Here is a 23,882-nt window from a genome sequence, read left to right as displayed (position 1 = left end):
CTGCTTACTGATTATACATTTTATTTAGCCATTCACACATTTTTCTACTTTTTGGTTTTTCTATTGCTTATATTTAGTTCAATAACTGACCATTATGTTAAACGTAATCATACTTGACGACGAGTCAAAAGCCATACAAAGTTTGGAGTGGGAAATCAAGACCTTTTGCCCAAACGTAAACATCGTAAAGACATTTACGAATCCGTTAGATGCCCGAGATTTTATTTTGGGTAACTCGATAGATTGTATCTTCTTAGATATCGAAATGCCTCAAATGGACGGTTTTAGCTTTTTAGATTTCTTCCCGAAGCGACAGTTTTCGGTTATTATCACCACCGCCTACGATCAATACGCCATTCAGGCACTAAAAAAGCAAGCGATTGATTATCTCTTAAAACCCATCGATTCGGATGATTTAATAAAGGCTTTGGACAAAATAGAAAGCCTTAAATCAGAAACAAACCTAAAAGATATACTGGAAGATGCCCTTGTAAATATCAACCGACAAGGAAGCATGGTGCAGAAAAAAATCAATATCTCGTGCGATGGGAAAATCTACTTTTTAGAGCCTTCGGAGATTCTGTATTGCGAAAGCGACGGCAACTATTGTTCGGTTCACCTCGACAACGGGCAGCGTTTGTTTATAACGCATATTTTGAAAAGTATTGAAGAAAAACTCCCTAAAGAAATCTTTTATCGGGTGCATAATTCCTATGTAATAAACCTAAATAAAGTGCGTGAATATCAAAAAAATGAAGGTTTTGTGGTACTTACAAATGGTAAGTCGATTCCGGTTTCAAGAAATAAAAAAGGCTTTTTTTTAGATAAATGATGAAAAGAAAAGGCACTACATATTGTATTTTAATTGGGTTGCTATTGGTGGTCAATTCAGTTTGGGGACAAACTCCTGAGGCTGTGCTTTCTATTTTAGAGAATGGGAAAACCATTTCCTACGATTCACTTGAGCATCTTATTCAGCCTTTAAGAAAAGACTCGGTTTTTATTAAAACTTTGAGTGATTCCAATAAAAATCCGATGGCTCAAAGTTTCGCACTAAATGTTTTAGGCATGAATGCCCGAAATAAGTCTGATTTTAAATCTGCCATTGCTCTTCACCAAAAAGCCTTAGATATAGCCCAAGAAATACAAAGCAAAGACTTGGAGGTGTCGAGCCTCAACATGATTGGAGTGGCTTATAGACGTTTAGACGAGGTTAGGCTGGCTTTAGAGTATCACAAACAGGCACTAAGTATAGCCGAGAAAGTCAGGCCCGTATCGGTGAGTATTTTGAAAAGCAAAGCGGTTTCGCTCAACAGCATTGGGAATATTTACTTGGTCTTAAAACAATACGATTTAGCCGGAAAGCAATTTGAGCAATCGCTTAAAATCGAAGAGAAAGTAAACAATAAGCTCGGTTTGGCTATCAATTACCAAAACCTAGGATTTATTGCCGAAGCCAAACAGAAATTAGATTCTGCCTTGTTTTTTTATAAAAGGTCATTGAAATACAACCACGAAATTAATTCTACCATAGGGAATATCATTTGTCAGAACAGTATCGCTCAGATTTTAATAAAACAAAACAAAACGCAAGAAGGCCTTAATTTGATTTTGTCTTCGCTGCCAGCTGCCGAAAAACTCGGAGATAAGTATTATATCGGAATGGCGAAGGTGAACGCGGGTTGGGCACAAAGTAAACTTCGGGATTTTGAGAATGCAGAAAAGAATCTCAAAGAAGGTTTGCAAATTAACTTGGAGAATGATTTTAAGTCCTCTATTTCAGAGACATACAGTCATTTGTCTGCTTTGTTTGAAATGAAAGGAGACTACAAAACTTCGCTTCAATACTTAAAAGACAAACAAGAATATGCGGATAAAGTCTTGAATGAAGAAAACCTGAGATACACGGCTGATTTAATTGTAAAATACGACAATGAGAAAAAAGAAAGTCAGATAGCTTTGCTAGAAAAAGAAAATGAAATAGTGAAAATTAAGCTAAATCAAAACCAACGTATCTTGATTTTTGCGGGAGTGCTGTTTTCGCTTTTGGCTATTTTGGCGTTTATTTGGTATCGTCAGCGAGAGCTTAACACCGAAAAAAGTATGCTTAAACTGGAGCAGCAGATGATGCGTTCTCAAATGAACCCTCACTTTTTGTTTAATTCACTAAACTCCATAAAGCTTTATATCATCAATAACGATAAAGAGAAAGCGGTTTATTATCTAAATAAGTTTTCGAAGCTCATCCGGACTATTCTTACCAATTCTCAAGAAAAAGAAATTAGTTTACAAGAAGAACTCGACACCACGGAGCTCTATCTCAATATTGAAAATATCCGTTTTACTGACAAAATAGCCTATTCGGTAAAAGTTGAGAATGGAATTAATCCCAATCAAATCAAGATTCCGTCTTTGCTGCTACAGCCTTTTATCGAAAATTCTATTTGGCACGGCTTGAGCAACAGGGAAAGCAATAAACAGATTCAAGTAAACATTAAACATGGGTTTGAAAATAACATTGTGATAGAAATAATTGATAACGGAATAGGAAGGGTAAAAGCACAGGAAATAAAGGCTTCTAAGGTGTCAAAACAGAAGTCTATTGGCATTGAACTAACGCGAGAGCGACTGGCTAATTTTGCCAAAAACAATAAAGGAGAGATGCTTTTGGTGTTTGAAGATTTGTATGATTCTAATCAACAACCGCTTGGTACCAAAGTTATTCTTAATATTCCCCAATAAAATTAAACCGGTTTAGGTTTTTAAGCATAAAAAAAGGGAGACCGATGGCCTCCCTCGATAGAAACTGAGTTTCTAAATATTATTTTAAACTTGCAATAAGTTTCTCGTTTAAAGCTACGTAATCAGCGTTTCCGCCTTTTTTAGCCAACTCCATTGAAGTTTTTGCAGTAGCTATCGCACCTGCTTTGTCTCCAGCTTTAGCTTGGATTTTAGCTTTTAGGTGAGCTACCCAATATGCCTCTGGTTGAGCGTCAACTGCTTTGTTTACCCATTCCAATGCTTTTTTGTTGTCTTTGTTATTATCGAAGTAATAAGCAGCCGCTTGGAAATAAGGACGGCTATCTGCAGTCATTACTCTGTCAATGTCAGACATGATTTTTGTGTCGATATCTACAGTAACCGGAATAGTTACCATTTGATTAGACCATCCTAAGTCGATGTTTACCGAGTTAGCTGTTTGATCTCCAAACATTATCATGAAAGTTTCGATTTCAAACGGAAGTGTTTGAGATTTAGCTGAAACTCTTAATACTTCGTTTTCTGGCTTGTAATTAAATACTGAAGCTTCTGGTGTGCAGAAAACTACTTCCCACGTATTTTTATTTGGTATTGTAAGTAATGAATATTTTCCAGCTTTAAGGCTTTTACCTGCTACTGAAACATCTTCTCCAAAAGTAATAACTGTTTGTCCGTTAGCACCTGTTCTCCACATTTTGCCGTAAGGAACTAAGTCACCAAATACTGCTCTTCCTTTTTTGCTTGGACGAGAATATGTGATTTCTACATTTGAAAGACCAAAATCTTGTTTGATAGTTTGAGTTGGGCTTGGAGCTGGAGTTTTAATTCCTTGTGCAAAAGCTCCCATCGAAATTAAAGAAAGGGCTAGTAAAAGTGTTTTCTTCATGTTTGAAAAATTTATTGTTGTTTTAAAAGTTTAACGCAAGTATTCTTAAAAAAGTTTACAAGCTAAAATTAAGTAATCATTAGAATATCTACAAAGACATAGATAAACCACCATCAACGGGTAAGTTAATTCCATTTATAGAGGCCGATATAGGTAAGCATAAAAACGTTACTGCGGCTGCAACTTGCTCAGGTGTAGCAAATTTTCCTGTGGGAATATCTTTTAATATCGCATTTTCTACCTCTGTGCGACTTGAGCCAGTAGCTTGTACTTTTGATTCCAAAACCTCGTTTAGTCTTCCTGTTGAAGTATATCCTGGCAATACATTGTTTACCGTTATTCCAAATTTAGCTATCTCCTTCGACAGCGTTTTGGCCCAAGAAGCTACCGCCCATCTGATGGTGTTGGAAACCCCGAGTCCCACAATGGGTTGCTTTACCGATACTGAAATTATATTTACTATCCTCCCAAAACCTGCCGCTTGCATATCGGGCAAGAACTTTTGAACCAGCATCTGATTTATTACCAAATGCTGTGAAAAAACGGCTTCAAACTTTTCAGGATCTTCTTCTGCTATGTTTCCTCCGGCTGGTCCGCCTGAGTTGTTTATTAGTATTTGATACGGCTTTGTGATAGTTTTAAGCGAGTTGCTTAGTTCGTCTTTTTGGGTATAATCCAAAACTATATAATCATGGGTTTGCTCATCTGTTTTTGTCAGTAAGGCAAGTTTTTCCTTTAGCGTTTGCTCGTTTCTGCCTACCAAAGTTACATTGGCACCAAGTTGAGCGAGTTCGTCAGCTGTGGCCCATCCTATGCCTTTTGAGCTACCGCCTACAAACGCATTTATATTTTTGAGGTTGTTTTTCATTTCAAATATTCGGTTTTATAATCTCCCACATGGATTCTGCTTTGGATTATTCTTTTTCTATGCACGTAATAGTTGGCTATGCCATAAATAAAAATAAATAATGATATCGAAAACAAAAGGATTTCAACATATAGATGATGCTCTATTTTTAACAAGTTTTCAGCACTAAGGGCTGCAATTGCAAAATATAGAGATGTTCTAAGGAAAGACAAAAACGTGGCTTGGTTTGCAAGTGTGGTACGTTGCAAAGCCAGATTTTCCCTTAGTAAAAGGTCTTTGTTGATTTTGTTTTCTGTCATAGATATAAAGTTACACGATAATCATATCAAAACAAAAGTCCCGCCTCTTTCGAAGCGGGACTTTTATAATTTTTGGTAATCCAGTTCTTAGTTAAAGATATATCTTAAACCAAGTTGAGCACCCCAAACTGAACTTGTAGATAAGTTCGGAGCAAATGAATCAAGTAAAAGAGCAGTTTGTCCGTCGATAGTCTGAGTTGACAATGAGTAAGTCGGAACTCCATTTGTAACGCTTCTAACAGTTAGCGGACGGTTTTGAACGATTCTGTCCAAAACACCCCACTTATTGTTTAATAAGTTACCAACATTTAAAATGTCAAAACGAACTTGGAAAGTATTTCTTACATCGCCTGCTTTAACAAAAAATTCTTGAACAATACCTAAATCCACGCTATTATAGAATGGTAATAATGCTCCATTTCTCTGTGCATATGATCCTCTATTTTTACTTAAATAAGCATCTTGCTCAATAAATTTGTCAAATGCTGCTGCTTGCTCAGCTGCTGTAAATGTTTTTCCACCAGCAGTAAGAGGAGCAAAGTTTATATCAGTTGCATTTTTAGGGATGAATATCAAATCATTGTTGCTAATTCCATCTAAATTTAAATCACCAGCAGCTACATAAGAGTAACGTCCTTGAGTTCTTCCTTCGTAGAATAAACTAACTTGAGTAGATCCACCAAACTGACCACCGTATGCTTTTTTGTAGCTTACTGATCCAATCACTCTGTGTCTAAGGTCATTGTCAGAAAATGCTATTTCCGGCTTGTTGTTTCCATTTACGGTAGCATTTCCTTCATAAGAACCAGAAGCAATTGATCCAGCACTTGTTAGGTCTTTAGATACACCGTGGTTGTATGCTATCATTGCATAAAGTCCATTTGCAAATGGCTTTTCCAATTTAGCAGTTGCCGAGTAAGAGTACCCTTGATTAGTTGATTTCAAAACAATGTTTCTTACAGTTCTTGTATCAAGTCTGTTAGCAGTTGAAGAACCGTTATATAATAATCTGTTATCAACACCTGTTAGTTTTCCAGCAGGGTCTTTTAAGTTAGCGTTGATATAATAAACAGCATTTATGTTTTGGTTGAAGATAAATTCACCCGTAGCGATTATTCCACCAGGAAGTTTGTAATCTGCTGCAATATTTGTTTTCCAAACTTGAGGGAATTTATAACTTGGATCTGCTACTGCAATATCGAAAGTAGTACCTGCAGCATAAGGATCAACTGTAGACGGACGGAATCTTGTAGGATCAAGTGTAAACGGAATGTTTGTTGCATTGTCTGTTCTTGTAAATCCACTTAATACACCGTTGTTACCCACTTGGTTAGACAACCATACATAAGGAGGACGTCCAGTAAATACTCCTGATCCACCACGTATTTGGAAAGTCTTGTCGCTTTTTACATCCCAGTTAAAACCTACTCTTGGAGACCAAAGAGGATTTCCTGATGGCATAACACCGGTATTATACTTAACAGTAGCACCGCTCTCGTCTTTGTAAGAAACACCTGAGATATAGGTATTTTCAAGTGCAGTTTGTGTCAGTATTGGAACATCAACACGTAAACCAAGGCTTAGTTTGAAGTTTGGCTTAATTTGGAATTCGTCTTGTAAGTAAACTCCAGGAGTCCAAGCTTCTACTTTTTGAAGTGGCGGTACTGCACTTCCACTAAAGTCATATCTGTATTCAAATCTTCTTGTAGAAACTACTGCAGCAGGATTTGAAGGATTTGCTAAATATGCATCTGTTGCTTTAATAAAATCAGCAACTGAGTTATAAACGTAAACACCGTTTGAAGCTGAGTAGAATGAGTTATTTGATCTAAATCTCTCTACAGCTAAACCAGCAGTAATAGTATGCTTGCCTTTGTAGTAAGTTAGGTTATCAAAAAACTGAAGCGTATTATAATTCAAAAGGTTATTAGGAGTGAACGGGTCAAAACCAGCAGAAATATAAGTTTTTCCACCTTCTTGAATATCGATAGTAGGTATCACACCTGAGCCACCTAAGTAAGCTCTATCTTCGTTGTTAACGGTATATCCTAAAATTATGTTATTGGCTAAGTTGTTGCTGATTGTTGTATTCAATTCTGCAATAACCGAATTTAAATCTTCATTTAAGATATAGCCAGAGTTCAAATACGACATAGCATCAGCATTTGTTCTTCTTGGTCCGATACCAGCAGAGTTAGAGTTAGAGATCAAGTTATCTGATCCTCCGTCTAATTTAGAGTAACGAATGTTAAATTTATTCTTATTATTGATGTTCCAGTCAATTCTTGCCAAGAATTTATTACCGATTGTATTTAGGTTAAATCCTTCGTATGGTCCTGTTATGAACCCTAATTTTGCCATTTGTGCTGAAACTAAATCAAGATCTGAAGCAGTTACTCTTGTAACATTTGATCCAGATTGACCACGGTTTGCTAACCAAGTGGTTCCTGGAGAAGTTTGCTTTTCGAATTCAGCGTTTGCAAAGAAAAATAATTTATCCTTGATTATTGGTCCACCTAATCTAAAACCATAAACTTTTTTGTCAAAGTTAGAAATTGCAACATCTTCTCCGTTAGCTTTTCTACCTATAAATGCTTTTTTGTCATTTCTAGTTAGCATAAACAATGAACCCTCAAATCTATTATTACCAGATTTAGTAACGGCATTAACGCCAGCACCTGTAAAACCTGTCTGACGAACGTCAAATGGAGCTACGTTAACTTGAACTTCTTCGATAGCATCTAATGAAATAGGAGCGATACCCGTTCTAGCACCCGGCTGATCACCTAATCCAAATCCGTTGTTAAACACAGCACCGTCTATGGTAATGTTGTTTAATCTCGAATCTTGACCACCAAACGATTTTCCGTTTGCTTGTGGAGTAAGTCTTGTAAAGTCGTTAATAGTACGGCCAATTGTAGGTAAAGCGTTGATAGCTTCTTTTCCAATTGTGGTAGCAGCACCTGTTCTATCAGAACTAAATACATCAGAGCGAGTAGATCTTACCACTACTTCGTCTAAAGATGCACTATTGTCAGATAATTTAAAATTAACATTGGCTGTAGTACCCAAGTTAGCAATAATCCCCTCTTTTGTCTGATCTTTAAATCCTACAAAAGATACGGTAACTTTATAAGGACCCCCAACTCTCACCGAAGGCATTACGTACTTACCGTTGATGTCAGTCATAGTTCCATATTTCGAACCAGACGGAATGTGAACAGCTACTACTGTAGCCCCCGGAAGGCTTTCTCCAGCACCGTCGGTAACGATACCTGAAATAGATGATGATGTTACTTGCGAAAATGCAGTAAACGTCATAACTAACCCTAAAAGAAGCATTCCAGCATTTCTTAAAAAAGTAGTTTTTTGATTCATAAATGAAATGATTTGGTTTTTGATTTGTTAGTAATAATTAACTAAAAACTTAGTAAAATTCTAATGCCGCAAAAGTAACGGAATTTTTACATGAAAAAAAGGTGACTTAGAGGCTAAATCCTTATAACTTAAAATATTACAGTAAAATATGAGTAAAGGTAAATTAAGAAATTGTTAAGGGAGCGTAAGTCATTGAAGTCTACTGTTTTAGTAGTTTTTAATGTGCAATTAATCTGATTTTAATCATAAAATAGTACTAATTTCCATTAATTTTTCAGGTAAATCACCATTTAGTTTCACTATCTCAAACCTCGCAAATAGCTCTTCAGAGTACCAGTCAAGCTTTTTTGTTTTCTTGATAACCTCTGCGTGTTCCCGCTGTTTGTATGCAAAATTCACCATGTCTGCCTCTGTTTCCCAAATAGAGAAAGTAGACTGTTTCAGAAAAGGCACCTCGCCAATTCCAATAGAATACAGATAGCCTTTTGCTTCTAGCATCTTTTTTGAAACTTCTGGCACATTTTGCCAAAACTGCGACGCCTTGGACAATCGGATACTCGCTCGAGTCAATACGCCTACCAATTGCATGGTTTGATTTTCATTTTTATTAGAAGTGGCCGTTTGTTTACTATCTTTTATAAACGGGTTTTCCCCATCCCAAAGCCCATGCGACTTAGTAGGATTTAAACGAATTGTGTAGCTGCTTTTTGAAAATTTTGATATATACCATTTCACAAACTTACCCTCAGATTTGTACTTCGTTTCTTCCGTATCCCAAATACTCAGGTATGCCCACTGCCCAAAGTCAGGGTAAATATCGAAGGTGCCGTTTTTGCCAGTACCCATTAGTTTATAAAAAGAAGGTCTTTTCGCTCGAAAAACGAAATAATAGATATTGAAAATTGCCATAGAAAGTATTCCAAATACTAATTTTAGTTTTGAATATCTTGCTACTGTAATACTTACAAACATTGGTAACTTTTTGTTAAATATGTAGTTTTTTTAAACTATTTGGCTCATATTTTCGTAATTAAGCCATACAAATACCAAAAATAAACTCATGAAGAATATATTAAGTTTTATATTAGTTGCTTTCTTTTTTCAAAGCTGTTTTGCAGTAGACACACCTGAGTCAAATGCCGCTCCAGTTTCTCACGAAATATTTGATAAGCTACTAAAAAAATATGTAAGCTCCACTGGTTTCGTAAATTATGGAGGTTTTAAAGCAGAGCAAAAAGAATTTAAAAAATACCAAGATTTGCTTTCAAGCAACGCCCCAGCTTCATCCTGGAGCAAAAACGATAAATTAGCGTATTGGATTAACGCCTACAATGCCTTTACCATTCAGTTAATATTAGACAACGCCGATCAAAATCTTACGAGTATCAAAGATATTGGTTCGAAAATAAAAATTCCTTTTGTGAATACACCGTGGGATGTAAAGTTTATTCAAATTGGCGGTAAAAAATATGACCTAAACAATATCGAGCACGGAATCATCAGAAAACAATTCAATGACCCACGTATTCATTTTGCTTTGGTATGTGCTGCCAAATCTTGTCCACCACTGAGAAATGAGGCTTACACAGGAGCTAACTTAAACAGCCAACTTGATGACCAAGGGCGTGATTTTATTAACGATGCCAACAAAAATGAAGTTTCTAAAAATTCTATGGAATTGTCAAAACTGTTTGATTGGTATGGCGGTGACTTTAAAGGAATGAGTAAAATAGACTGGGTTAATAAATATGCAAAAGTAAAAGCGGATAAAAACGCTTCCATCTCGTACAAAACCTACGATTGGGCACTTAACGGAAAACTTTAATTCGATTTTTTAAAATAAGATTTCTATTACTCAGAAGGTTTGTCCAATTTTGTGTTTTAATGCAAAAATAAAAATATGAAAAAAGTACTATTTTGGTTTAGAAATGATCTTAGACTTCATGATAATGAGGCTTTGATCAAAGCAGCCGAATTAGGAGATGTAATACCCGTTTACATCATAGACGAAAGACAGTTTGAAAATACAAGTTTCGGTTTTAAGCGAACCGAGAAATTTAGAGCTAAGTTTTTGTTAGAAACTTTACAAGACTTAAAGTCGAGTCTCCAAAGTATCGGCTCAGATTTAATAGTTAAAGTTGGTATTCCGGAATTGGAGCTTATTTTGATTGCCAATAAATACGAAGTTGACCATGTGGTGGCTTCTAAGGAGGTAACCCAAGAGGAAACTAGCATTGAGTCGCTATTTTCATATTCACTTAAGCCTCTTAATATCGACATTGACCTTTTCTGGGGGAATACTTTGATTCACGTGCGTGACCTTCCTTTTCAAATTCATTTTTTGCCAGATATTTTTACAGATTTCAGAAAAAGAATAGAAGGGCAATGGAAAGTACGTCCTTTATATGAAACGCCCAAGAGTTTAGGCACAATGCCCGACATTAAAGTTGGGCCCATTCCTACACTTGCAGATTTAGGTTTTGAAGAATTTGAGATCGACCCAAGAGATGATAATCAGTTTGTGGGTGGCGAACAAAATGGTTTTAAAAGACTTAACGCCTACATTTGGGAAAGTAATCTAATTGCCACTTACAAAGAGACCAGAAATGGGATGATAGGCAAAGATTATTCATCGAAGCTTTCGCCATGGCTAAGTTTGGGGGCACTTTCGCCTCGAACCGTTTATTATGAAGTAAAAAAATACGAAGAGAAAAATGGAGCCAATGATTCTACCTATTGGTTGATTTTTGAACTTCTATGGAGAGATTATTTTCACTTTATAGCCCTTAAGTTTGGTATTCGCTTATTTAAACGTTGCGGTATCAAACATGATTTTACCAAAAAATGGAGAAGGAATAAAGATCACTTCAAACGCTGGATTGATGGAAAGACCGGCGTGCCTATTGTAGATGCGGCCATGCAAGAGCTAAAACAAACCGGATACCTATCTAACCGTGGAAGGCAAATAGCCGCAAGTTATTTTTCAAAAGACATGGCCATAGAATGGTGGTGGGGAGCTATGTATTTTGAGAGTTATTTGATAGACTACGAAGTATGTAGCAACTGGGGAAACTGGAATTACATAGCCGGTATAGGCACCGACCCACGAGAAGATCGATATTTTAATCCGGTAAATCAGGCCCGCAAATATGACCCTGAGGCGGCCTACATGAAGCTTTGGCTGCCAGAGTTATCTCAGATTGACAACGAAAACTTGATAGAATTTATGACGCTAGGCGATAGCCTTAGCGAGGATTTAGATTATCCAAAAATGCCAATCTCAAAACCCAAAAGAGTCTAGCACATAAATAAACCGACCTTATACTTTTAAGCCCTCCTGTAAAATATTTTTTTATTATGGAGGGCTTTTCTATATATTTGGTTAATCAATTAATGAAAAAATAACTAATTATGAAAAAAGGTACACTAGCTATTGTAGCACTTTTTCTTTTGTTCGGTGTTTACGGTTGCAATTCGTATAACGGCCTTGTAGGTAAAGAAACCACGGTACAAGACCTTTGGGCAAAAGTTCAAACCCAATATCAAAGAAGAGCAGACTTAATCGGAAACTTAGTAAAAACCGTACAAGGTGCTGCAGATTTTGAGAAAAGCACACTGACTGAAGTGATTCAAGCAAGATCGGCTGCAACTCAAATAAAATTAGATGCAAATGACCTTACGCCAGAAAATATGGCAAAATATCAAGCAGCTCAAGACCAGTTGAGCGGCTCACTTAGCCGATTGTTGGTTTCGGTTGAGCAATATCCGCAGCTGAAAGCCAATCAGAACTTTTTGGAGCTTCAGGCTCAATTAGAAGGTACTGAAAATAGAATTTCGGTAGCGAGAGATAACTTTAACACGGGAGTGAAAGATTACAACCTTTCGGTGAAAACTTTCCCTACTAATATTATGGCTAAGATTTTCGGATTTGCTGAAAAAGCATTCTTTGAAGCTACTGCTGCATCTCAAAATGCACCAGATATTAATTTCGATTTCGGTAAAAAATAAGAGCTAATTATTTAGCCAACATAAAAACATATGCAGTTTTTTTCAGAAAGTCAGCAGCAAAAAATAATACAAGAGATAAAATTAGCTGAGGCAAGAACCTCGGGCGAAATTAAAGTACATATAGAGCCTCATTGCCAAGGTGGTGATCCCTATAAACGTGCTCAAGAAGTATTCAAGTTTTTGCTGCTTGACAAAACTGCCCTTCACAATGGCGTCCTATTTTATTTGGCCTTTGAAGATAAAAGGTTTGCCGTTATTGGCGATAAAGGCATAAACGAAAAAGTAGGTCAAACTTTTTGGGATTCTACCAAAGAACTCATGGTTCAAAACTTCAAGAAAGGAGATTTCGAATTGGGTTTTTGCAGTGCCATAGAAGAGGCTGGGTTTCAACTGAAAAAATACTTTCCTTACCAAAGCAATGATACCAACGAGATTTCAGATGAAATTAGTTTTGGTTAATAATCGCTAAAAAATGTCAAAAATATTAAGTTTTATATTTGTTTTTTGTTCACTAGTGGCATTTGGACAAGATATTCCGGATGCACCTAATCCTCCCAGATTAGTCAACGACTTTGTGGGTGGTTTGCTGAGCAAAGACCAAATTCAATCTTTAGAAAATAAACTCGTAGCCTACAATGACTCCACATCTACTCAGATAGTAGTGGTTATTGTAAAAACTGTTCAGCCTTTAGAGATTTCTCAATATGCCTATCAGCTAGGTGTAAAATGGGGGGTAGGGCAGAAAGGAAAGAATAACGGAGTGGTTTTACTGTGGGCACCCGGCGATAGAAAAGTCAACATCCAAACCGGAAACGGTATGGAGGGCGTGCTCCCAGATATCTATGCAAAAAGAATCATTACCAATGTAATCGGGCCAAACTTTAAAGAGCTTCGCTATTACGAAGGATTGGATCAGGGCGTGGATGAGATCATGAAATACGCATCTGGCGAGTATCAAGCTGACCCACAAGAAGATGATGGCGGAGTAATGACCATGATTATTTTTGTGTTGATCATAATTTTTATTTTCTGGTTAATAGGAAGAAATAAAAACAACAGAGGTGGCGGCGGCCTATTTGGCGACTCCGGTATTCCATATTCTACTTATTCAGGTTGGGGGCGACAGTCTGGCAACTGGGGTGGAGGTGGCTCTAGCTGGGGCGGCGGAGGTGGCGGCGGCTTTGGTGGCTTCGGAGGTGGTGGCTTCGGTGGCGGTGGAGCCAGCGGCGACTACTAAAAAAAAAATAATAAAACAAAAAGCTGATTGAAAAATCAGCTTTTTGTTTTTTAACCCGGTTTATGTATTTGGACTTCGTAATGAGGACTTAAATTGCAATAAATCGGACACTTAAATTTAATTAGCATAGCAGGTCTATTATGATAAAATTCAAGGGGTTTAAGTGTTGATTTTCAATAATTTAAGGTCGTAATAGATTTTCAAATGCATAAATCGGGTTTAAAGGTTTCCTTTTTTTATTTCTGAAACTGCGTGGTCACAAGCTCTCGCTGTAAGTGCCATGTAGGTCAATGATGGATTCGCACAGCTGTTTGAAACCATACAAGCTCCGTCTGTTACGTACACGTTTTCGGCTCCCCATACTTGGTTATGTTTGTTAAGTATCGAGTCTTTCGGACTATGTCCCATTCTGGCGGTTCCCATCTCGTGAATACACCTGCCAAAGCCTACATAGGTATCAAAAGTTTTTACGTTTTTATAGCCACTCGCTTCCAGCATTTCTGCGGCATCATTTATCATGTCTACACGCATCAGCTTTTCATTTTCTTTTATTTCTGCCGAAAACTTAATCAGGGGCAAACCCCATTTGTCTTTTTGGCTATTTTCTAACCAAAGTTTGTTTTCAAAATAAGGGAGCGTTTCCGCAAAACCATCTAATTTAATATTCCACGGGCCGGGCTTTGTGATTTTATTTTTAAGGTCTTTTCCAAAATCGTCCGTATTTAATTTGTGCGACCTTTGGCTATTCCCCTCGTATCCAAAGCCTCGTAGATAGTTTCTTTTATCGGCACCAATGTTCCTATAACGAGGCACATAAAAACCGTTTGGTCTTCTTCCAAAATAATAGGAATCCTCAAAGCCTTCTACGTCTGCAGTGGCTCCTGCTCTAAAGTGGTGGTCCATCAAATAATGCCCCAAAACTCCACTGTCATTCCCTAGTCCGTTCGGAAATCTAGATGACTTAGAGTTCATCAGTATGGCGGTTGTGGCCATGGCAGAGGCATTTAGGAAGATTATTTTAGCATAAAACTCAATTTCTTCAAGCGTGTTTTGGTCTATCACTCTTACACCTTTGGCTTTAGCTTTGGTCTCATCATAGATTACCTCACTGACCACACTATGCGGTCTGACGGTCAGGTTGCCAGTATTTTTTGCTGCTGGCAATGTTGCCGCTTGGGTACTAAAATATGCTCCAAATGGACAGCCTCTAGCACACATGTTTCTGGCTTGGCACTTTGCTCTACCTAAGGCAAGTTGCTCCTCTGTGGGCTCGGTTAGGTGGGCTTGTCTGGGAGGCATTATTATTCTCCCTGCAAACTTGGTCGCAACTTTCTTTTTTAAATCTTGCTCTACGCATGTTAGCTCAAATGGCTTTTGGAAAATACCGTCTGGCAAGTGCGGAAGGCCTTCGTAGCTACCTGATATTCCTGCAAATTTTTCTACATAATCATACCAAGGAGCTATGTCTTTGTAGCGGATAGGCCAGTCAGCTCCAACACCTTCTTTGATGTTTGCTTCAAAGTCTATGTCGCTCATTCTCAATGCCACTCTTCCCCATGTAAGGCTTTTGCCTCCTACTTGGTAGCTGCGTATCCAATCAAATCGTTTGTCTTCTAAGTAGGGATGGTCGGTGTCGTTTGCAAAGAAATCTTTGGTGGCTTCGGTTATTGTATTTCCCGAGCGAATATGTACCGGAAAAACGGCTTTGACTTCGTTACTTACTTTGACATTATGATGCGGAAACTCCCAAGGGTTTTTCAGGGCAGTATCATAATCAGTAACGTGTTCTATGTTTCTTCCTCGGTCGAGTAATAGTACTTTCAAACCCTTTTCTGTAAGTTCTTTTGCGGCCCAGCCTCCAGAAATTCCGGAGCCTACTACAATGGCGTCGTACGTGTTTTCTTTGGTGGTTTTTCCTTGAAGGTTCATGAGAGCATATAAAGATTTACATAAAACTAATTAAAAATTTAGCTTTTAAAATCTTTATATGAAATATCTTTTTTAGAAGAATTTTGAAGGCTCGAATGACTACCTTTTTTCGCCCAAAAATGGCATTGGTGTGTGTTTTATACCTAAACCTGCAGCCGTTTTTGATTTAATAAAATCACAGGCTTCACTAATATTGTTAGTTACTAAGTAGAGGTTTTTGTCTGTAGGAGAAATGGTTTTTTCGTTCACCATTTTCTCTATATGTTCCAATATATAGGTGTGGAAGTCTTCTCCAAAAATTACCACTGGGAATGATTCTATTTTCTTAGTTTGAATTAGTGTTATTGCTTCAAAGAATTCATCGAGTGTGCCAAATCCTCCCGGGCAAATAATAAATGCCTGCGAGTATTTGATAAGAAGTGTTTTTCTAACAAAGAAGTAATTAAAATCAACCCACTTATCTAAATATGGGTTTGGGTTTTGCTCGTGAGGCAATACAATATTACAACCTACTGATTTGCCGTTTACGTCTTTGGCTCCACGGTTTGCGGCTTCCATTATTCCAGGGCCACCTCCGGTCAAAATCGTAAAGCCCATTTTGGCTATTTCGGCACTTAGAGCTCTGGCTTGTATATAATGGGGGTTGTCTTCTTTAAATCTGGCTGAACCAAAAACAGTAACGGCAGGCCCCATAAAATGGAGTGCTCTAAAACCTACAATAAACTCTTTAAATACACTAAGAGCAAATTTAAATTCTTGCCATCTTGACCTTGGTCCATCCAGAAACTCTACCTCATTGGTTGCCATACGTATTTTTTTTATTTCGAAACTTTAAAACCTTCTTTTAAACCCACCGTTTTGTTAAACACTAATTTCTCACGGCTTGAATTTAAATCAGGAACAAAATATCCGTTTCTAATAAATTGAAATTTATCTTCGGCAGTGGCGTTTGCCAATGAAGGCTCTACAAATGCTTTTACTATAGTTAATGAATCTTCGTTAATGAATTCCTTAAAATCTCCGTCTTGACTGCTTGGATCTTCTACCTTAAATAGTCTGTCGTATATCCTAACTTCAGCCTCAAGTGATTCAGAAATGGTAACCCAATGTAAAACACCTTTTACCTTTAGGCCGCTTTCGTCTTTTCCACTTTTCGAAGTAGGCACATACGTACATCTAAGTTCGATTATTTCTCCCGCTTCGTCTTTTATAACTTCTTCGCACTGAATAATGTATGCACCTTTAAGTCTCACCATTTTGCCTGGCGAAAGTCTAAAGTATTTATTCGGTGGGTTTTCCATGAAATCATCTCTTTCGATATAGATTTCTTTACCAAAGTTTATTATTCTGCTTCCGCTTTCAGGATCTTCGGGGTTGTTGTCCATTGTACATGGCTCTAGATGACCTTCTTCAAAGTTAGTAATCACCACTTTCAGTGGGTTAAAAACCGCCATTACCCTAGTGGAAGTTTTGTTAAGTTCTTCTCTCACAAAAAACTCAAGTAAACTTACGTCTATTAGGTTGTCTCTTTTTTGAATACCTATTCTATCGCAAAAATCTACAATCGACTTCGGCGTATATCCCCTTCTTCGCATTCCCGATATAGTAGGCATACGTGGGTCATCCCAACCTTCTACGATGTTTTCGTTTACAAGTTGAAGCAATTTACGCTTGCTCATTACCGTATAGGTAAGGTTTAGTCTTGCAAATTCGTATTGTTTTGAAGGGAAAATCTCAAGTTTTTCTATAAACCAATCGTAAAGTTCTCTGTGAGCTACAAACTCTAAGGTACAAATAGAGTGTGTGATGCCTTCTAGAGAGTCTGACTGTCCATGAGCAAAATCGTACATAGGATATATGCACCATTTGTTTCCAGTCCGGTGGTGATTGGCGTATTTTATTCTGTAAATAATAGGATCACGCATGAGCATATTATTTGAACTCATGTCTATTTTGGCACGCAAAGCTCTTGATCCTTCTTCAAAATCGCCGTTAGCCATTCCTTCAAAAAGACTCAGGTTTTCTTCTACCGTTCTGTCTCTGTATGGACTTGGTTTACCTTCTTGAGTGGGCGTGCCTTTCAGTTCTGCCATTTCGGCTGCACTGCTGTCGTCTACGTAGGCTAATCCTTTCGAAATCAGTTTTTTTGCATATTTAAATAACTGGTCAAAGTAGTCAGAAGCATACATTTCATTAACCCAATTAAAGCCCAGCCATTTGAGGTCGTGCTTTATGGCGTCTACGTATTCAGTATCTTCTGTTACTGGATTGGTATCGTCAAATCGAAGGTTTGTGCCTCCATTATATTTTTCGGCTAAGCCAAAATTTAAACAAATAGATTTTGCATGCCCAATGTGTAAATATCCATTGGGTTCTGGAGGGAACCTTGTGAGCAGACGTCCGTTATGCTTTCCAGACTTTATGTCGCCTTCTATTATTTCCTCTATAAAATTCAATCCTTTTTCTTTAACCGTCTCTGACATAGTAATTGTTGTTGTACCAAAAAGCTAAAATAGTTTAATTCTAATGGATTAAAAATGTGCTTTTTTCTTAATAATAAATTAACTTAGTTAAGTCCTAAAAAATACTTTCAAAGTAGAATTATTTATGGCAAAAGGTTATTTTCCTTTAAAAGCAGTCGGTCTTTTTTGAAGAAATGCCATTACGCCTTCTGCAAAGTCTTCTGACTTTCCACATTTGGTTTGAGCCTCTGCTTCAAAACCCAAAACTGTTTCTAGGTTGTTTTCAAACGTTCTATTAAGCACACTTTTCATCTGACCTATAGATTTGGTAGCAGCAGTAGCATATTGATCGGCAAGTTTTTCTGCTTCTGCTTCTAAATCATCCGCTTTTACTGCTTTGGATACTATACCAAGCTGCACAGCTTCCGGTATAAATACCTTACGACCTGTACTACAAAGCTCAAAAGTTTTTTGGCTGCCTATTATACGTGGTAAAAAATACATAGATCCAGCATCTGGCATTAACCCAATACCCACAAAAAGCTCAGTTAGGTAAGTTTCTTCATTGGCTATTATGATATCACAGGCAAGAGCAAGCGACATTCCCGCACCAGCGGCTACGCCATTTAATTTACAAATAATAGGCTTGGGTAGGTTTCTCATCCCCAATATCAAAGGATTATAGTGCGAAAGTAGAATATTGCCCAAGTTTGGGTCTGCAAGTCCGGCTTTTAGGTCCGCTCCCGAACAAAACGCCTTGCTGTTGCCTCCCGAAAGTGTGACTACACGGACAGTTTCGTCTTCTGCACATTTATTAAATGCTTGATGAAGTTCCTCAAGTATTTTGCCATTCAATGCATTAAAAACCTCCGGTCTGTTGAGCGTAATGTAAGCTTTCGGCCCTTCGGTTTTGTAAATAATAGTTTCAAACATATTTTTTGGTTTTTTGAAGTATGATTTTGTTGAATTGTATTAACTCTAAAATTAACATTATTAGAAGTTTTATCCTAAATCAAAAAAGAAAATATTTTAAAGTAAAACTAAAGGAGGAAAGAGCGGATGACGAGGATTCATTTAAACTTAAAATAAGGCAGGTACTTTTTTTAAGAAAAAATTAAGAAAATGGATTTTATTGGAATGTGGATTTTAAGTAAAACTGCGGAGTGGAATGTAAAGGCCATAGATTTCCAGCTTGATTAATTTTGTATTAGTCAAGTATATGTTGTCCTAGTTAATAGGTATCCCATTTATTTCTTTCAAAATATTGCTAAATTACTTATATATAGGTTTTTGTGGGTAGGTTGTTGGTTTTGTTTTTTTTCCACCAATGGTATAAACTACTACTCCCATGGCTACTGCCGCTAATCCAAATAATACGCCTTTTTTCATTTTTGTAAATGTTTAATTGTTTTATGTATATACGTTGTAAATGTATAAAAAGTTACATCATCACCTTAAAATTTTCTTAAAATATTATTTAACGGTAAAAATCACTTTTCTAATTTTTTATATTGAAATAATAATACAAATATTAGTCCAAACGCATTAAAAGCAGCTTAAAATAGTCTTAAGAGTTTATTAAAATTTTGAAATTTTATTTTAAGGATTATTTAGATTAATTTTGTGCCTCAAAAAGAGGCGAATTTTGCTAGAAAAAAAGGGATTAGTATATAGGTCAACCGGAAGTTGGTATGAAGTCAGAGACGCCAATGGTGATTTCTTTTCTTGCCGTCTAAAAGGTAAGTTTAAGATAAAAGATCTGAAGGTCACCAATCCGCTCGCAGTAGGAGATGAGGTGTCATTTTTTATAGAAGATGGCGAAGAAGGTACAGGTGTAATCTTTGAAATTTCTCCTCGAAAAAATTATATCATACGAAAGTCTGTACATAAAACTGCCCACGGACACTTGCTTGCCTGCAATTTAGACCAGTTGGTACTTATCGTAACATTGGCTAACCCCAAAACTTCACTAGGCTTTATAGATAGAATGTTGGTCACCGCTGAAACCTTCCGGATTCCGGTATTGATAGTTTTTAATAAAATAGACCTTTTGCCTAAAGAGGGAATAGAGTATCAGGATGTACTTATTGACTTATATACCTCATTGGGTTATGGTTGTTTGGTTACTTCTGCTACAACCTTACAAGGTACTGACGACCTCATGGCAGCTTTAGAAAATAAAATTTCTTTGGTATCAGGCCATTCTGGGGTGGGGAAGTCTACCTTGATAAATATCCTAGATCCAGAATTAGATTTAGCCACTAACGAGATTTCGACTTTTGCAAACAAAGGCGTACACACAACCACTTTTGCTGAGATGTATGAAATCAAGGCCAATTCATATATTATTGATTCTCCTGGTATTAAAGAATTGGGACTGATGGATGTTAGTCAGTCCGAGTTAGCACATTATTTTCCAGAATTTAGGGACTTGCTGGGCGAATGTAAGTTTCACAATTGCCTACATATAAACGAGCCCAAGTGTGCAGTTAAAGATGCTGTAGAGGCTGGTGAAATCTCTGAAACGCGTTATATGAGCTATTTGAGTATGTTTGACAATCACGACAATAGGCGTTGAGGTCGCTTTTTTACTCCTGAAGTGCCTGAATTTTAGTATTTTACTATTCCCTAACACTTTATTAACAAAAATAATATTGAGAAATGGTAGGATAAATGAACTAAGCCCTATATTTGTATCGTTTTTAATAACAAATGAGAAATATAAACCTTCCAATATCGCCATTCCGACGACTTAGGTCCGCAAGGACCCAATAAGAAGGGTGTTTACTAATTCGTAAACTTCCTTTATCTTATTTTCTCTTAAATATTTTTTTACCTAAAATCACGGATACACCGTCTCCTAAAAGGCAAGTCCTTAGCAAACGACGATGAATACATTACAAAAGACTATTATCGGCAATTACGTTGTGCAAGTAGCCAGCGAAATACATTATTCATATGCAGAGCAAATCTGCAATGAGATGGAGCTTAGTGCCAAAGCTAGAGGCACGGGTATCGCTAAGCGGTCTCCTGATTACCTCATGAAAAAAATGGAGGAGGGCAAAGCCGTAATCGCTACCACAAGTAGTGGAGAGTGGGTTGGCTTTTGTTATATTGAAACCTGGGATCATGGTAAGTTTGTGGCCAACTCGGGTTTAATCGTGCATCCTGACCATAGAAAAAGTGGTATAGCTACTGCTATCAAAACGAAGGCATTTAATCTTTCAAGATCAAAATATCCCGATGCTAAAATTATTGGACTAACTACCAGCATGGCAGTTATGAAAATAAATTCGGAGCTTGGTTATATTCCTGTGCCATTTTCTGAATTACCCAAAGGGGATGATTTCTGGAAAGGGTGCTCCAGCTGTGTCAATTACGATATCTTGAATAGAACAAACAGAAACCATTGCTTGTGCACGGGTATGAAATATGACCCTCAAGAGGTGAGTCTATTGGCCAAGCAAGGCAAGAAGCCTGAATTCTGGGATTTTTTGAAAGAATCAAAGGTTTATGAGCGGTGGATGAGCGTGAAGCAGCGAATATTGCTACACAGAGAAGAAAAACGTAAAAAAAAAGTAGAGATGACAGCGAAGAAGAAAATGGAGTTGTTAGAGCACTGAAAAATATAAAAGGACTTATAGATTAAAATAGAGAAGCTCGTGGTTATTGTAACTGCGGGCTTTTTGTTTATATTTCGAATTAGATTTATGATAAAATTCAAAATGAATAAAGATTACATTAAGCTGCATCTTATAGTTTTTGTGCTAGGCTTTACTGCCATTTTAGGAAACCTGATTTCGGTTTCGCCCATTAGTGTGGTGTTTTTTAGAACATTAATAGCTTCTGTATCTTTGTTTTTGTTTTTAAAATATAAAAAAGTAAGCATAAAGCTGCCCTTTGCTGATGTTAAGATGTTGCTTTTTGTGGGTTTCCTTTTAGGAATTCACTGGTTGTGCTTTTTTGGTTCTGCCAGGCTTTCTACGGTATCGGTGAGTTTGGTCTGTTTTTCTACAACCTCATTTTTTACAAGTGTGTTGGAGCCATTCATTAAAAAAACTAGGATTAACTATACAGATTTGCTCTTGGGTCTAATTGCAATAGTAGGTGTGGGGCTGATATTTAAGTTCGAAACTGATTATAAGGCTGCGATTTTAATAGGTGTTTTGGGTGCTTTTTTGGCGGCCTTGTTTTCTATTTATAATTCTAATCTCACCACTAGGTTTTCGAGTAGTGTTATTGGTTTTTATGAGTTGGGCGGGGCATTTTTAACTATCCTCATTTCTTTGCCATTTTTTGTGGGGTTTAGCGTTGTGACTAACGTCGATTTTATGATTAAAAGTAACGATCTGCTTTGGATTCTGATTTTGAGTTTGGTGTGTACGGTCTATCCATATACACAAATGATTAGTTTACTTCGTAAAATTCCAGTATTTACGATAAATCTGAGTTTAAACATGGAGCCTATTTACGGTATCGTGATGGCGTATTTGATTTTTGGAGAAAAGGAAAAGATGTCGCTGGAGTTTTATATCGGAGCTTTCCTGGTGATAGGTTCAATATTCGTTCAGCCCTTCCTCAAACAGAAAAACCTCTCCATTTCTGAAGAGGTTTAAAATTTCTTAATACGTAAAGAAGATTATTTTCTTCCGTATCTCTTGTTGAATTTATCAACACGACCTGCAGTATCAAGTAATACGTTTTTACCTGTGTAAAACGGGTGAGACTCAGAACTAACCTCGACTTTGCAAACCGGGTATTCTACGCCGTCTTCAAAAACGATTGTTTCTTTTGTTTCTACACATGAACGTGTCAAAAACTTGTAGTCTGAAGTTAAATCCCAGAATACTACCTGTCTATAATTTGGATGAATGTCTTTTTTCATTTCTATCTATTAAAATTAATCTTTAACTATCTCAATCGGGCTGCAAATTTATGAATAAATAAATTGGTTTCAAAAAATATTTTCAAATTCCTTAAGCAAATTATCAATTTGGTCCGAAGTGTTTGAAATAAAGTTCGATATACGTATTTGAGAGTCCTTTTTTGGTCCATATCCAGAGCCTATTATTAAATTTTTCTCACTCATAATTTTAATAATTTCAGCTGAAGGTCTGTTGGTGTTGATTACAGCCACTGTTCTTGATCGGTGGTCTGGGTTTTCTACAGATAGCGAATAGTCGGCATGGTTCTCAAAAAACTTGTATAGTTTTTTAGCTTTGTCTTCTGTGTTTTTCCTTAAAACCTCAATGCCAGTTTTGTTCATATCCTCTGCTACTTTACCCAATAGGAATATTCCCATAACATTTGGTGTAGCTGGGTTTTGAAATTCTTTACTGTTTTTCCAAAGTGTTGGCAAGTCGTGGTGAGCACCAATGTTTACACCTTTGGTTTTTAATTCAGTTGCTTTTTCAAGGCATTTTTCGTTTGCAATCCAAACGCCAAGACCCGCAGGTAAACCAAAAGATTTTTGAACAGAGAAAAACGCGGTGTCTATCACCGAAAAATCTAAATTTGGATGTGGGGCAGACGAAACCATGTCTACGGCCACTATTTTATTTTGATTACTTCTTTTTAACTTATGAATGTCCGCCTCTCTCATTTGCACACCGGTGCTGGTCTCGTTTTGAGTGGTACATATTAGCTCAGCGTATTCAGGAACGGTGATTTCTCCATAAGAAAAACCTTCACCTAGTTCTTTTGTAAACGCAGTGGCAGTCTTTTTAAGGCTTTTTGAATATTTGTAAAACTTCTCTGAAAAAGAACCATTTACCAAATGGAATGACTCATGTTCAACAGTGCTAAGGATTAATTTTTCCCAAATTTCTGAAGCAGAGCCTGTGAACATTATGGCATGCTCAGCTGGTATATTTAGCAATTGACGCAAGTTTTCGTCTGTATGCTGATATATTTTTTTGAATTGGCCACTTCGGTGCGAAATAGAACCCAATTGTAAATCAACGAACTCTTGGAGATACTCCTCAAATTTTGGATAAAGTTCTGCTGGTCCGGCAGTAAAATAAGAAAGTGGTCTTGGCATAAGAATCAGATTTTT

At 37.0% G+C, this 23,882-nt stretch carries 21 protein-coding genes; 10 read left to right on the top strand and 11 right to left on the bottom strand.

The window, feature by feature from the left end; all coding sequences use genetic code 11:
- The first annotated feature begins 94 nt into the window (after positions 1-94).
- Complete coding sequence (locus tag ACFOOI_RS07455) at positions 95-832, top strand: LytR/AlgR family response regulator transcription factor (RefSeq protein WP_379836668.1); 738 nt, start codon at positions 95-97, stop codon at positions 830-832.
- Positions 829-2,742 carry a tetratricopeptide repeat-containing sensor histidine kinase gene (locus ACFOOI_RS07450; protein ID WP_379836666.1) on the top strand — a complete coding sequence of 638 codons (1,914 nt, stop codon included), beginning with the start codon at positions 829-831 and terminating at the stop codon, positions 2,740-2,742. Before ACFOOI_RS07455 ends, ACFOOI_RS07450 begins: the two co-directional genes overlap by 4 nt.
- Positions 2,743-2,821: 79 nt before the next feature.
- Here the strand turns inward: ACFOOI_RS07450 and ACFOOI_RS07445 are convergent, their stop codons facing one another.
- The 5 genes from ACFOOI_RS07445 to ACFOOI_RS07425 form a co-directional block, all read right to left on the bottom strand.
- A complete protein-coding gene (locus tag ACFOOI_RS07445) occupies positions 2,822-3,646 on the bottom strand; it encodes a DUF2911 domain-containing protein (RefSeq protein ID WP_379836664.1) in 825 nt (274 codons plus the stop codon).
- An 88-nt stretch (positions 3,647-3,734) separates the two neighbouring features.
- Positions 3,735-4,514, bottom strand: coding sequence for an SDR family oxidoreductase (locus ACFOOI_RS07440; RefSeq protein ID WP_379836662.1), 780 nt, complete (start codon positions 4,512-4,514; stop codon positions 3,735-3,737).
- Positions 4,511-4,813, bottom strand: coding sequence for a DUF202 domain-containing protein (locus ACFOOI_RS07435; protein WP_379836660.1), 303 nt, complete (start codon positions 4,811-4,813; stop codon positions 4,511-4,513). Before ACFOOI_RS07435 ends, ACFOOI_RS07440 begins: the two co-directional genes overlap by 4 nt.
- A gap of 87 nt (positions 4,814-4,900) precedes the next feature.
- Positions 4,901-8,191 carry a TonB-dependent receptor gene (locus tag ACFOOI_RS07430; protein ID WP_379836658.1) on the bottom strand — a complete coding sequence of 1,097 codons (3,291 nt, stop codon included), beginning with the start codon at positions 8,189-8,191 and terminating at the stop codon, positions 4,901-4,903.
- A 243-nt stretch (positions 8,192-8,434) separates the two neighbouring features.
- Positions 8,435-9,163, bottom strand: a complete 729-nt coding sequence (locus ACFOOI_RS07425; protein WP_379836656.1) for a DUF3291 domain-containing protein — start codon at positions 9,161-9,163, stop codon at positions 8,435-8,437.
- Between the two features lie 88 nt (positions 9,164-9,251).
- Here ACFOOI_RS07425 and ACFOOI_RS07420 point away from each other — a divergent pair, with 88 nt between their 5' ends.
- The 5 genes from ACFOOI_RS07420 to ACFOOI_RS07400 all read left to right on the top strand — a co-directional run bounded on the left by ACFOOI_RS07420 (position 9,252) and on the right by ACFOOI_RS07400 (position 13,436).
- Positions 9,252-10,016 carry a DUF547 domain-containing protein gene (locus ACFOOI_RS07420; RefSeq protein ID WP_379836654.1) on the top strand — a complete coding sequence of 255 codons (765 nt, stop codon included), beginning with the start codon at positions 9,252-9,254 and terminating at the stop codon, positions 10,014-10,016.
- Positions 10,017-10,091: 75 nt separating this feature from the next.
- Complete coding sequence (locus ACFOOI_RS07415) at positions 10,092-11,492, top strand: DASH family cryptochrome (RefSeq protein ID WP_379836652.1); 1,401 nt, start codon at positions 10,092-10,094, stop codon at positions 11,490-11,492.
- Between the two features lie 110 nt (positions 11,493-11,602).
- Positions 11,603-12,199 (top strand): LemA family protein, encoded by a 597-nt coding sequence (locus ACFOOI_RS07410; protein ID WP_379836650.1) that lies wholly within the window; start codon positions 11,603-11,605, stop codon positions 12,197-12,199.
- Positions 12,200-12,229: 30 nt separating this feature from the next.
- Positions 12,230-12,658 (top strand): TPM domain-containing protein, encoded by a 429-nt coding sequence (locus ACFOOI_RS07405; protein ID WP_379836648.1) that lies wholly within the window; start codon positions 12,230-12,232, stop codon positions 12,656-12,658.
- A gap of 13 nt (positions 12,659-12,671) precedes the next feature.
- A complete protein-coding gene (locus ACFOOI_RS07400) occupies positions 12,672-13,436 on the top strand; it encodes a TPM domain-containing protein (RefSeq protein ID WP_379836646.1) in 765 nt (254 codons plus the stop codon).
- Between the two features lie 219 nt (positions 13,437-13,655).
- On the opposite strand, the gene ACFOOI_RS07395 is transcribed toward ACFOOI_RS07400, so the two are convergent.
- The 4 genes from ACFOOI_RS07395 to ACFOOI_RS07380 form a co-directional block, all read right to left on the bottom strand.
- Positions 13,656-15,365, bottom strand: a complete 1,710-nt coding sequence (locus ACFOOI_RS07395) for a GMC oxidoreductase (RefSeq protein ID WP_379836644.1) — start codon at positions 15,363-15,365, stop codon at positions 13,656-13,658.
- 99 nt (positions 15,366-15,464) lie between these two features.
- Positions 15,465-16,172 (bottom strand): LOG family protein, encoded by a 708-nt coding sequence (locus tag ACFOOI_RS07390; RefSeq protein ID WP_379836642.1) that lies wholly within the window; start codon positions 16,170-16,172, stop codon positions 15,465-15,467.
- A gap of 11 nt (positions 16,173-16,183) precedes the next feature.
- Complete coding sequence (locus ACFOOI_RS07385) at positions 16,184-17,848, bottom strand: glutamine--tRNA ligase/YqeY domain fusion protein (protein WP_379836640.1); 1,665 nt, start codon at positions 17,846-17,848, stop codon at positions 16,184-16,186.
- A gap of 135 nt (positions 17,849-17,983) precedes the next feature.
- Complete coding sequence (locus tag ACFOOI_RS07380) at positions 17,984-18,760, bottom strand: enoyl-CoA hydratase/isomerase family protein (protein WP_379836638.1); 777 nt, start codon at positions 18,758-18,760, stop codon at positions 17,984-17,986.
- Positions 18,761-19,472: 712 nt separating this feature from the next.
- Between ACFOOI_RS07380 and rsgA the strand changes: the two genes are divergently transcribed.
- The 3 genes from rsgA (at position 19,473) to ACFOOI_RS07365 (ending at position 22,443) form a co-directional block, all read left to right on the top strand.
- Complete coding sequence (rsgA, locus tag ACFOOI_RS07375; protein WP_379836636.1) at positions 19,473-20,405, top strand: ribosome small subunit-dependent GTPase A; 933 nt, start codon at positions 19,473-19,475, stop codon at positions 20,403-20,405.
- Positions 20,406-20,715: 310 nt separating this feature from the next.
- Positions 20,716-21,450: a GNAT family N-acetyltransferase gene (locus ACFOOI_RS07370; protein WP_379836634.1), complete on the top strand. Its 735-nt coding sequence runs from the start codon at positions 20,716-20,718 to the stop codon at positions 21,448-21,450.
- Between the two features lie 102 nt (positions 21,451-21,552).
- Positions 21,553-22,443 carry a DMT family transporter gene (locus ACFOOI_RS07365; RefSeq protein ID WP_379836632.1) on the top strand — a complete coding sequence of 297 codons (891 nt, stop codon included), beginning with the start codon at positions 21,553-21,555 and terminating at the stop codon, positions 22,441-22,443.
- A 23-nt stretch (positions 22,444-22,466) separates the two neighbouring features.
- Here the strand turns inward: ACFOOI_RS07365 and ACFOOI_RS07360 are convergent, their stop codons facing one another.
- Together ACFOOI_RS07360 and ACFOOI_RS07355 are read right to left on the bottom strand one after the other, a co-directional pair.
- Positions 22,467-22,712 carry a type B 50S ribosomal protein L31 gene (locus ACFOOI_RS07360; RefSeq protein WP_379836630.1) on the bottom strand — a complete coding sequence of 82 codons (246 nt, stop codon included), beginning with the start codon at positions 22,710-22,712 and terminating at the stop codon, positions 22,467-22,469.
- Between the two features lie 69 nt (positions 22,713-22,781).
- Complete coding sequence (locus ACFOOI_RS07355; protein WP_379836628.1) at positions 22,782-23,867, bottom strand: aminotransferase class V-fold PLP-dependent enzyme; 1,086 nt, start codon at positions 23,865-23,867, stop codon at positions 22,782-22,784.
- Positions 23,868-23,882 lie beyond the last annotated feature (15 nt).

The sequence above is a fragment of the Lacihabitans lacunae genome (assembly GCF_042649125.1).
GTDB classification, from domain to species: domain Bacteria; phylum Bacteroidota; class Bacteroidia; order Cytophagales; family Spirosomataceae; genus Leadbetterella; species Leadbetterella lacunae.
The sequence above is the reverse complement of the archived record's forward strand: the minus strand, read 5'-3'. Positions and strand labels throughout refer to the sequence as shown.

What these genes read in the sequence shown, in the direction of transcription:
- ACFOOI_RS07370 (WP_379836634.1), top strand. Translation starts at nt 20,716, where the DNA reads ATGAATACATTACAAAAGACTATTATCGGCAATTACGTTGTGCAAGTA.
- ACFOOI_RS07395 (WP_379836644.1), bottom strand. Translation starts at nt 15,365, where the DNA reads ATGAACCTTCAAGGAAAAACCACCAAAGAAAACACGTACGACGCCATT.
- ACFOOI_RS07420 (WP_379836654.1), top strand. Translation starts at nt 9,252, where the DNA reads ATGAAGAATATATTAAGTTTTATATTAGTTGCTTTCTTTTTTCAAAGC.
- ACFOOI_RS07440 (WP_379836662.1), bottom strand. Translation starts at nt 4,514, where the DNA reads ATGAAAAACAACCTCAAAAATATAAATGCGTTTGTAGGCGGTAGCTCA.
- ACFOOI_RS07415 (WP_379836652.1), top strand. Translation starts at nt 10,092, where the DNA reads ATGAAAAAAGTACTATTTTGGTTTAGAAATGATCTTAGACTTCATGAT.
- ACFOOI_RS07435 (WP_379836660.1), bottom strand. Translation starts at nt 4,813, where the DNA reads ATGACAGAAAACAAAATCAACAAAGACCTTTTACTAAGGGAAAATCTG.
- ACFOOI_RS07405 (WP_379836648.1), top strand. Translation starts at nt 12,230, where the DNA reads ATGCAGTTTTTTTCAGAAAGTCAGCAGCAAAAAATAATACAAGAGATA.
- ACFOOI_RS07455 (WP_379836668.1), top strand. Translation starts at nt 95, where the DNA reads ATGTTAAACGTAATCATACTTGACGACGAGTCAAAAGCCATACAAAGT.
- ACFOOI_RS07360 (WP_379836630.1), bottom strand. Translation starts at nt 22,712, where the DNA reads ATGAAAAAAGACATTCATCCAAATTATAGACAGGTAGTATTCTGGGAT.
- ACFOOI_RS07365 (WP_379836632.1), top strand. Translation starts at nt 21,553, where the DNA reads ATGAATAAAGATTACATTAAGCTGCATCTTATAGTTTTTGTGCTAGGC.
- ACFOOI_RS07400 (WP_379836646.1), top strand. Translation starts at nt 12,672, where the DNA reads ATGTCAAAAATATTAAGTTTTATATTTGTTTTTTGTTCACTAGTGGCA.
- ACFOOI_RS07445 (WP_379836664.1), bottom strand. Translation starts at nt 3,646, where the DNA reads ATGAAGAAAACACTTTTACTAGCCCTTTCTTTAATTTCGATGGGAGCT.
- ACFOOI_RS07410 (WP_379836650.1), top strand. Translation starts at nt 11,603, where the DNA reads ATGAAAAAAGGTACACTAGCTATTGTAGCACTTTTTCTTTTGTTCGGT.
- ACFOOI_RS07355 (WP_379836628.1), bottom strand. Translation starts at nt 23,867, where the DNA reads ATGCCAAGACCACTTTCTTATTTTACTGCCGGACCAGCAGAACTTTAT.
- ACFOOI_RS07385 (WP_379836640.1), bottom strand. Translation starts at nt 17,848, where the DNA reads ATGTCAGAGACGGTTAAAGAAAAAGGATTGAATTTTATAGAGGAAATA.
- ACFOOI_RS07430 (WP_379836658.1), bottom strand. Translation starts at nt 8,191, where the DNA reads ATGAATCAAAAAACTACTTTTTTAAGAAATGCTGGAATGCTTCTTTTA.
- ACFOOI_RS07450 (WP_379836666.1), top strand. Translation starts at nt 829, where the DNA reads ATGATGAAAAGAAAAGGCACTACATATTGTATTTTAATTGGGTTGCTA.
- ACFOOI_RS07390 (WP_379836642.1), bottom strand. Translation starts at nt 16,172, where the DNA reads ATGGCAACCAATGAGGTAGAGTTTCTGGATGGACCAAGGTCAAGATGG.
- ACFOOI_RS07380 (WP_379836638.1), bottom strand. Translation starts at nt 18,760, where the DNA reads ATGTTTGAAACTATTATTTACAAAACCGAAGGGCCGAAAGCTTACATT.
- ACFOOI_RS07425 (WP_379836656.1), bottom strand. Translation starts at nt 9,163, where the DNA reads ATGTTTGTAAGTATTACAGTAGCAAGATATTCAAAACTAAAATTAGTA.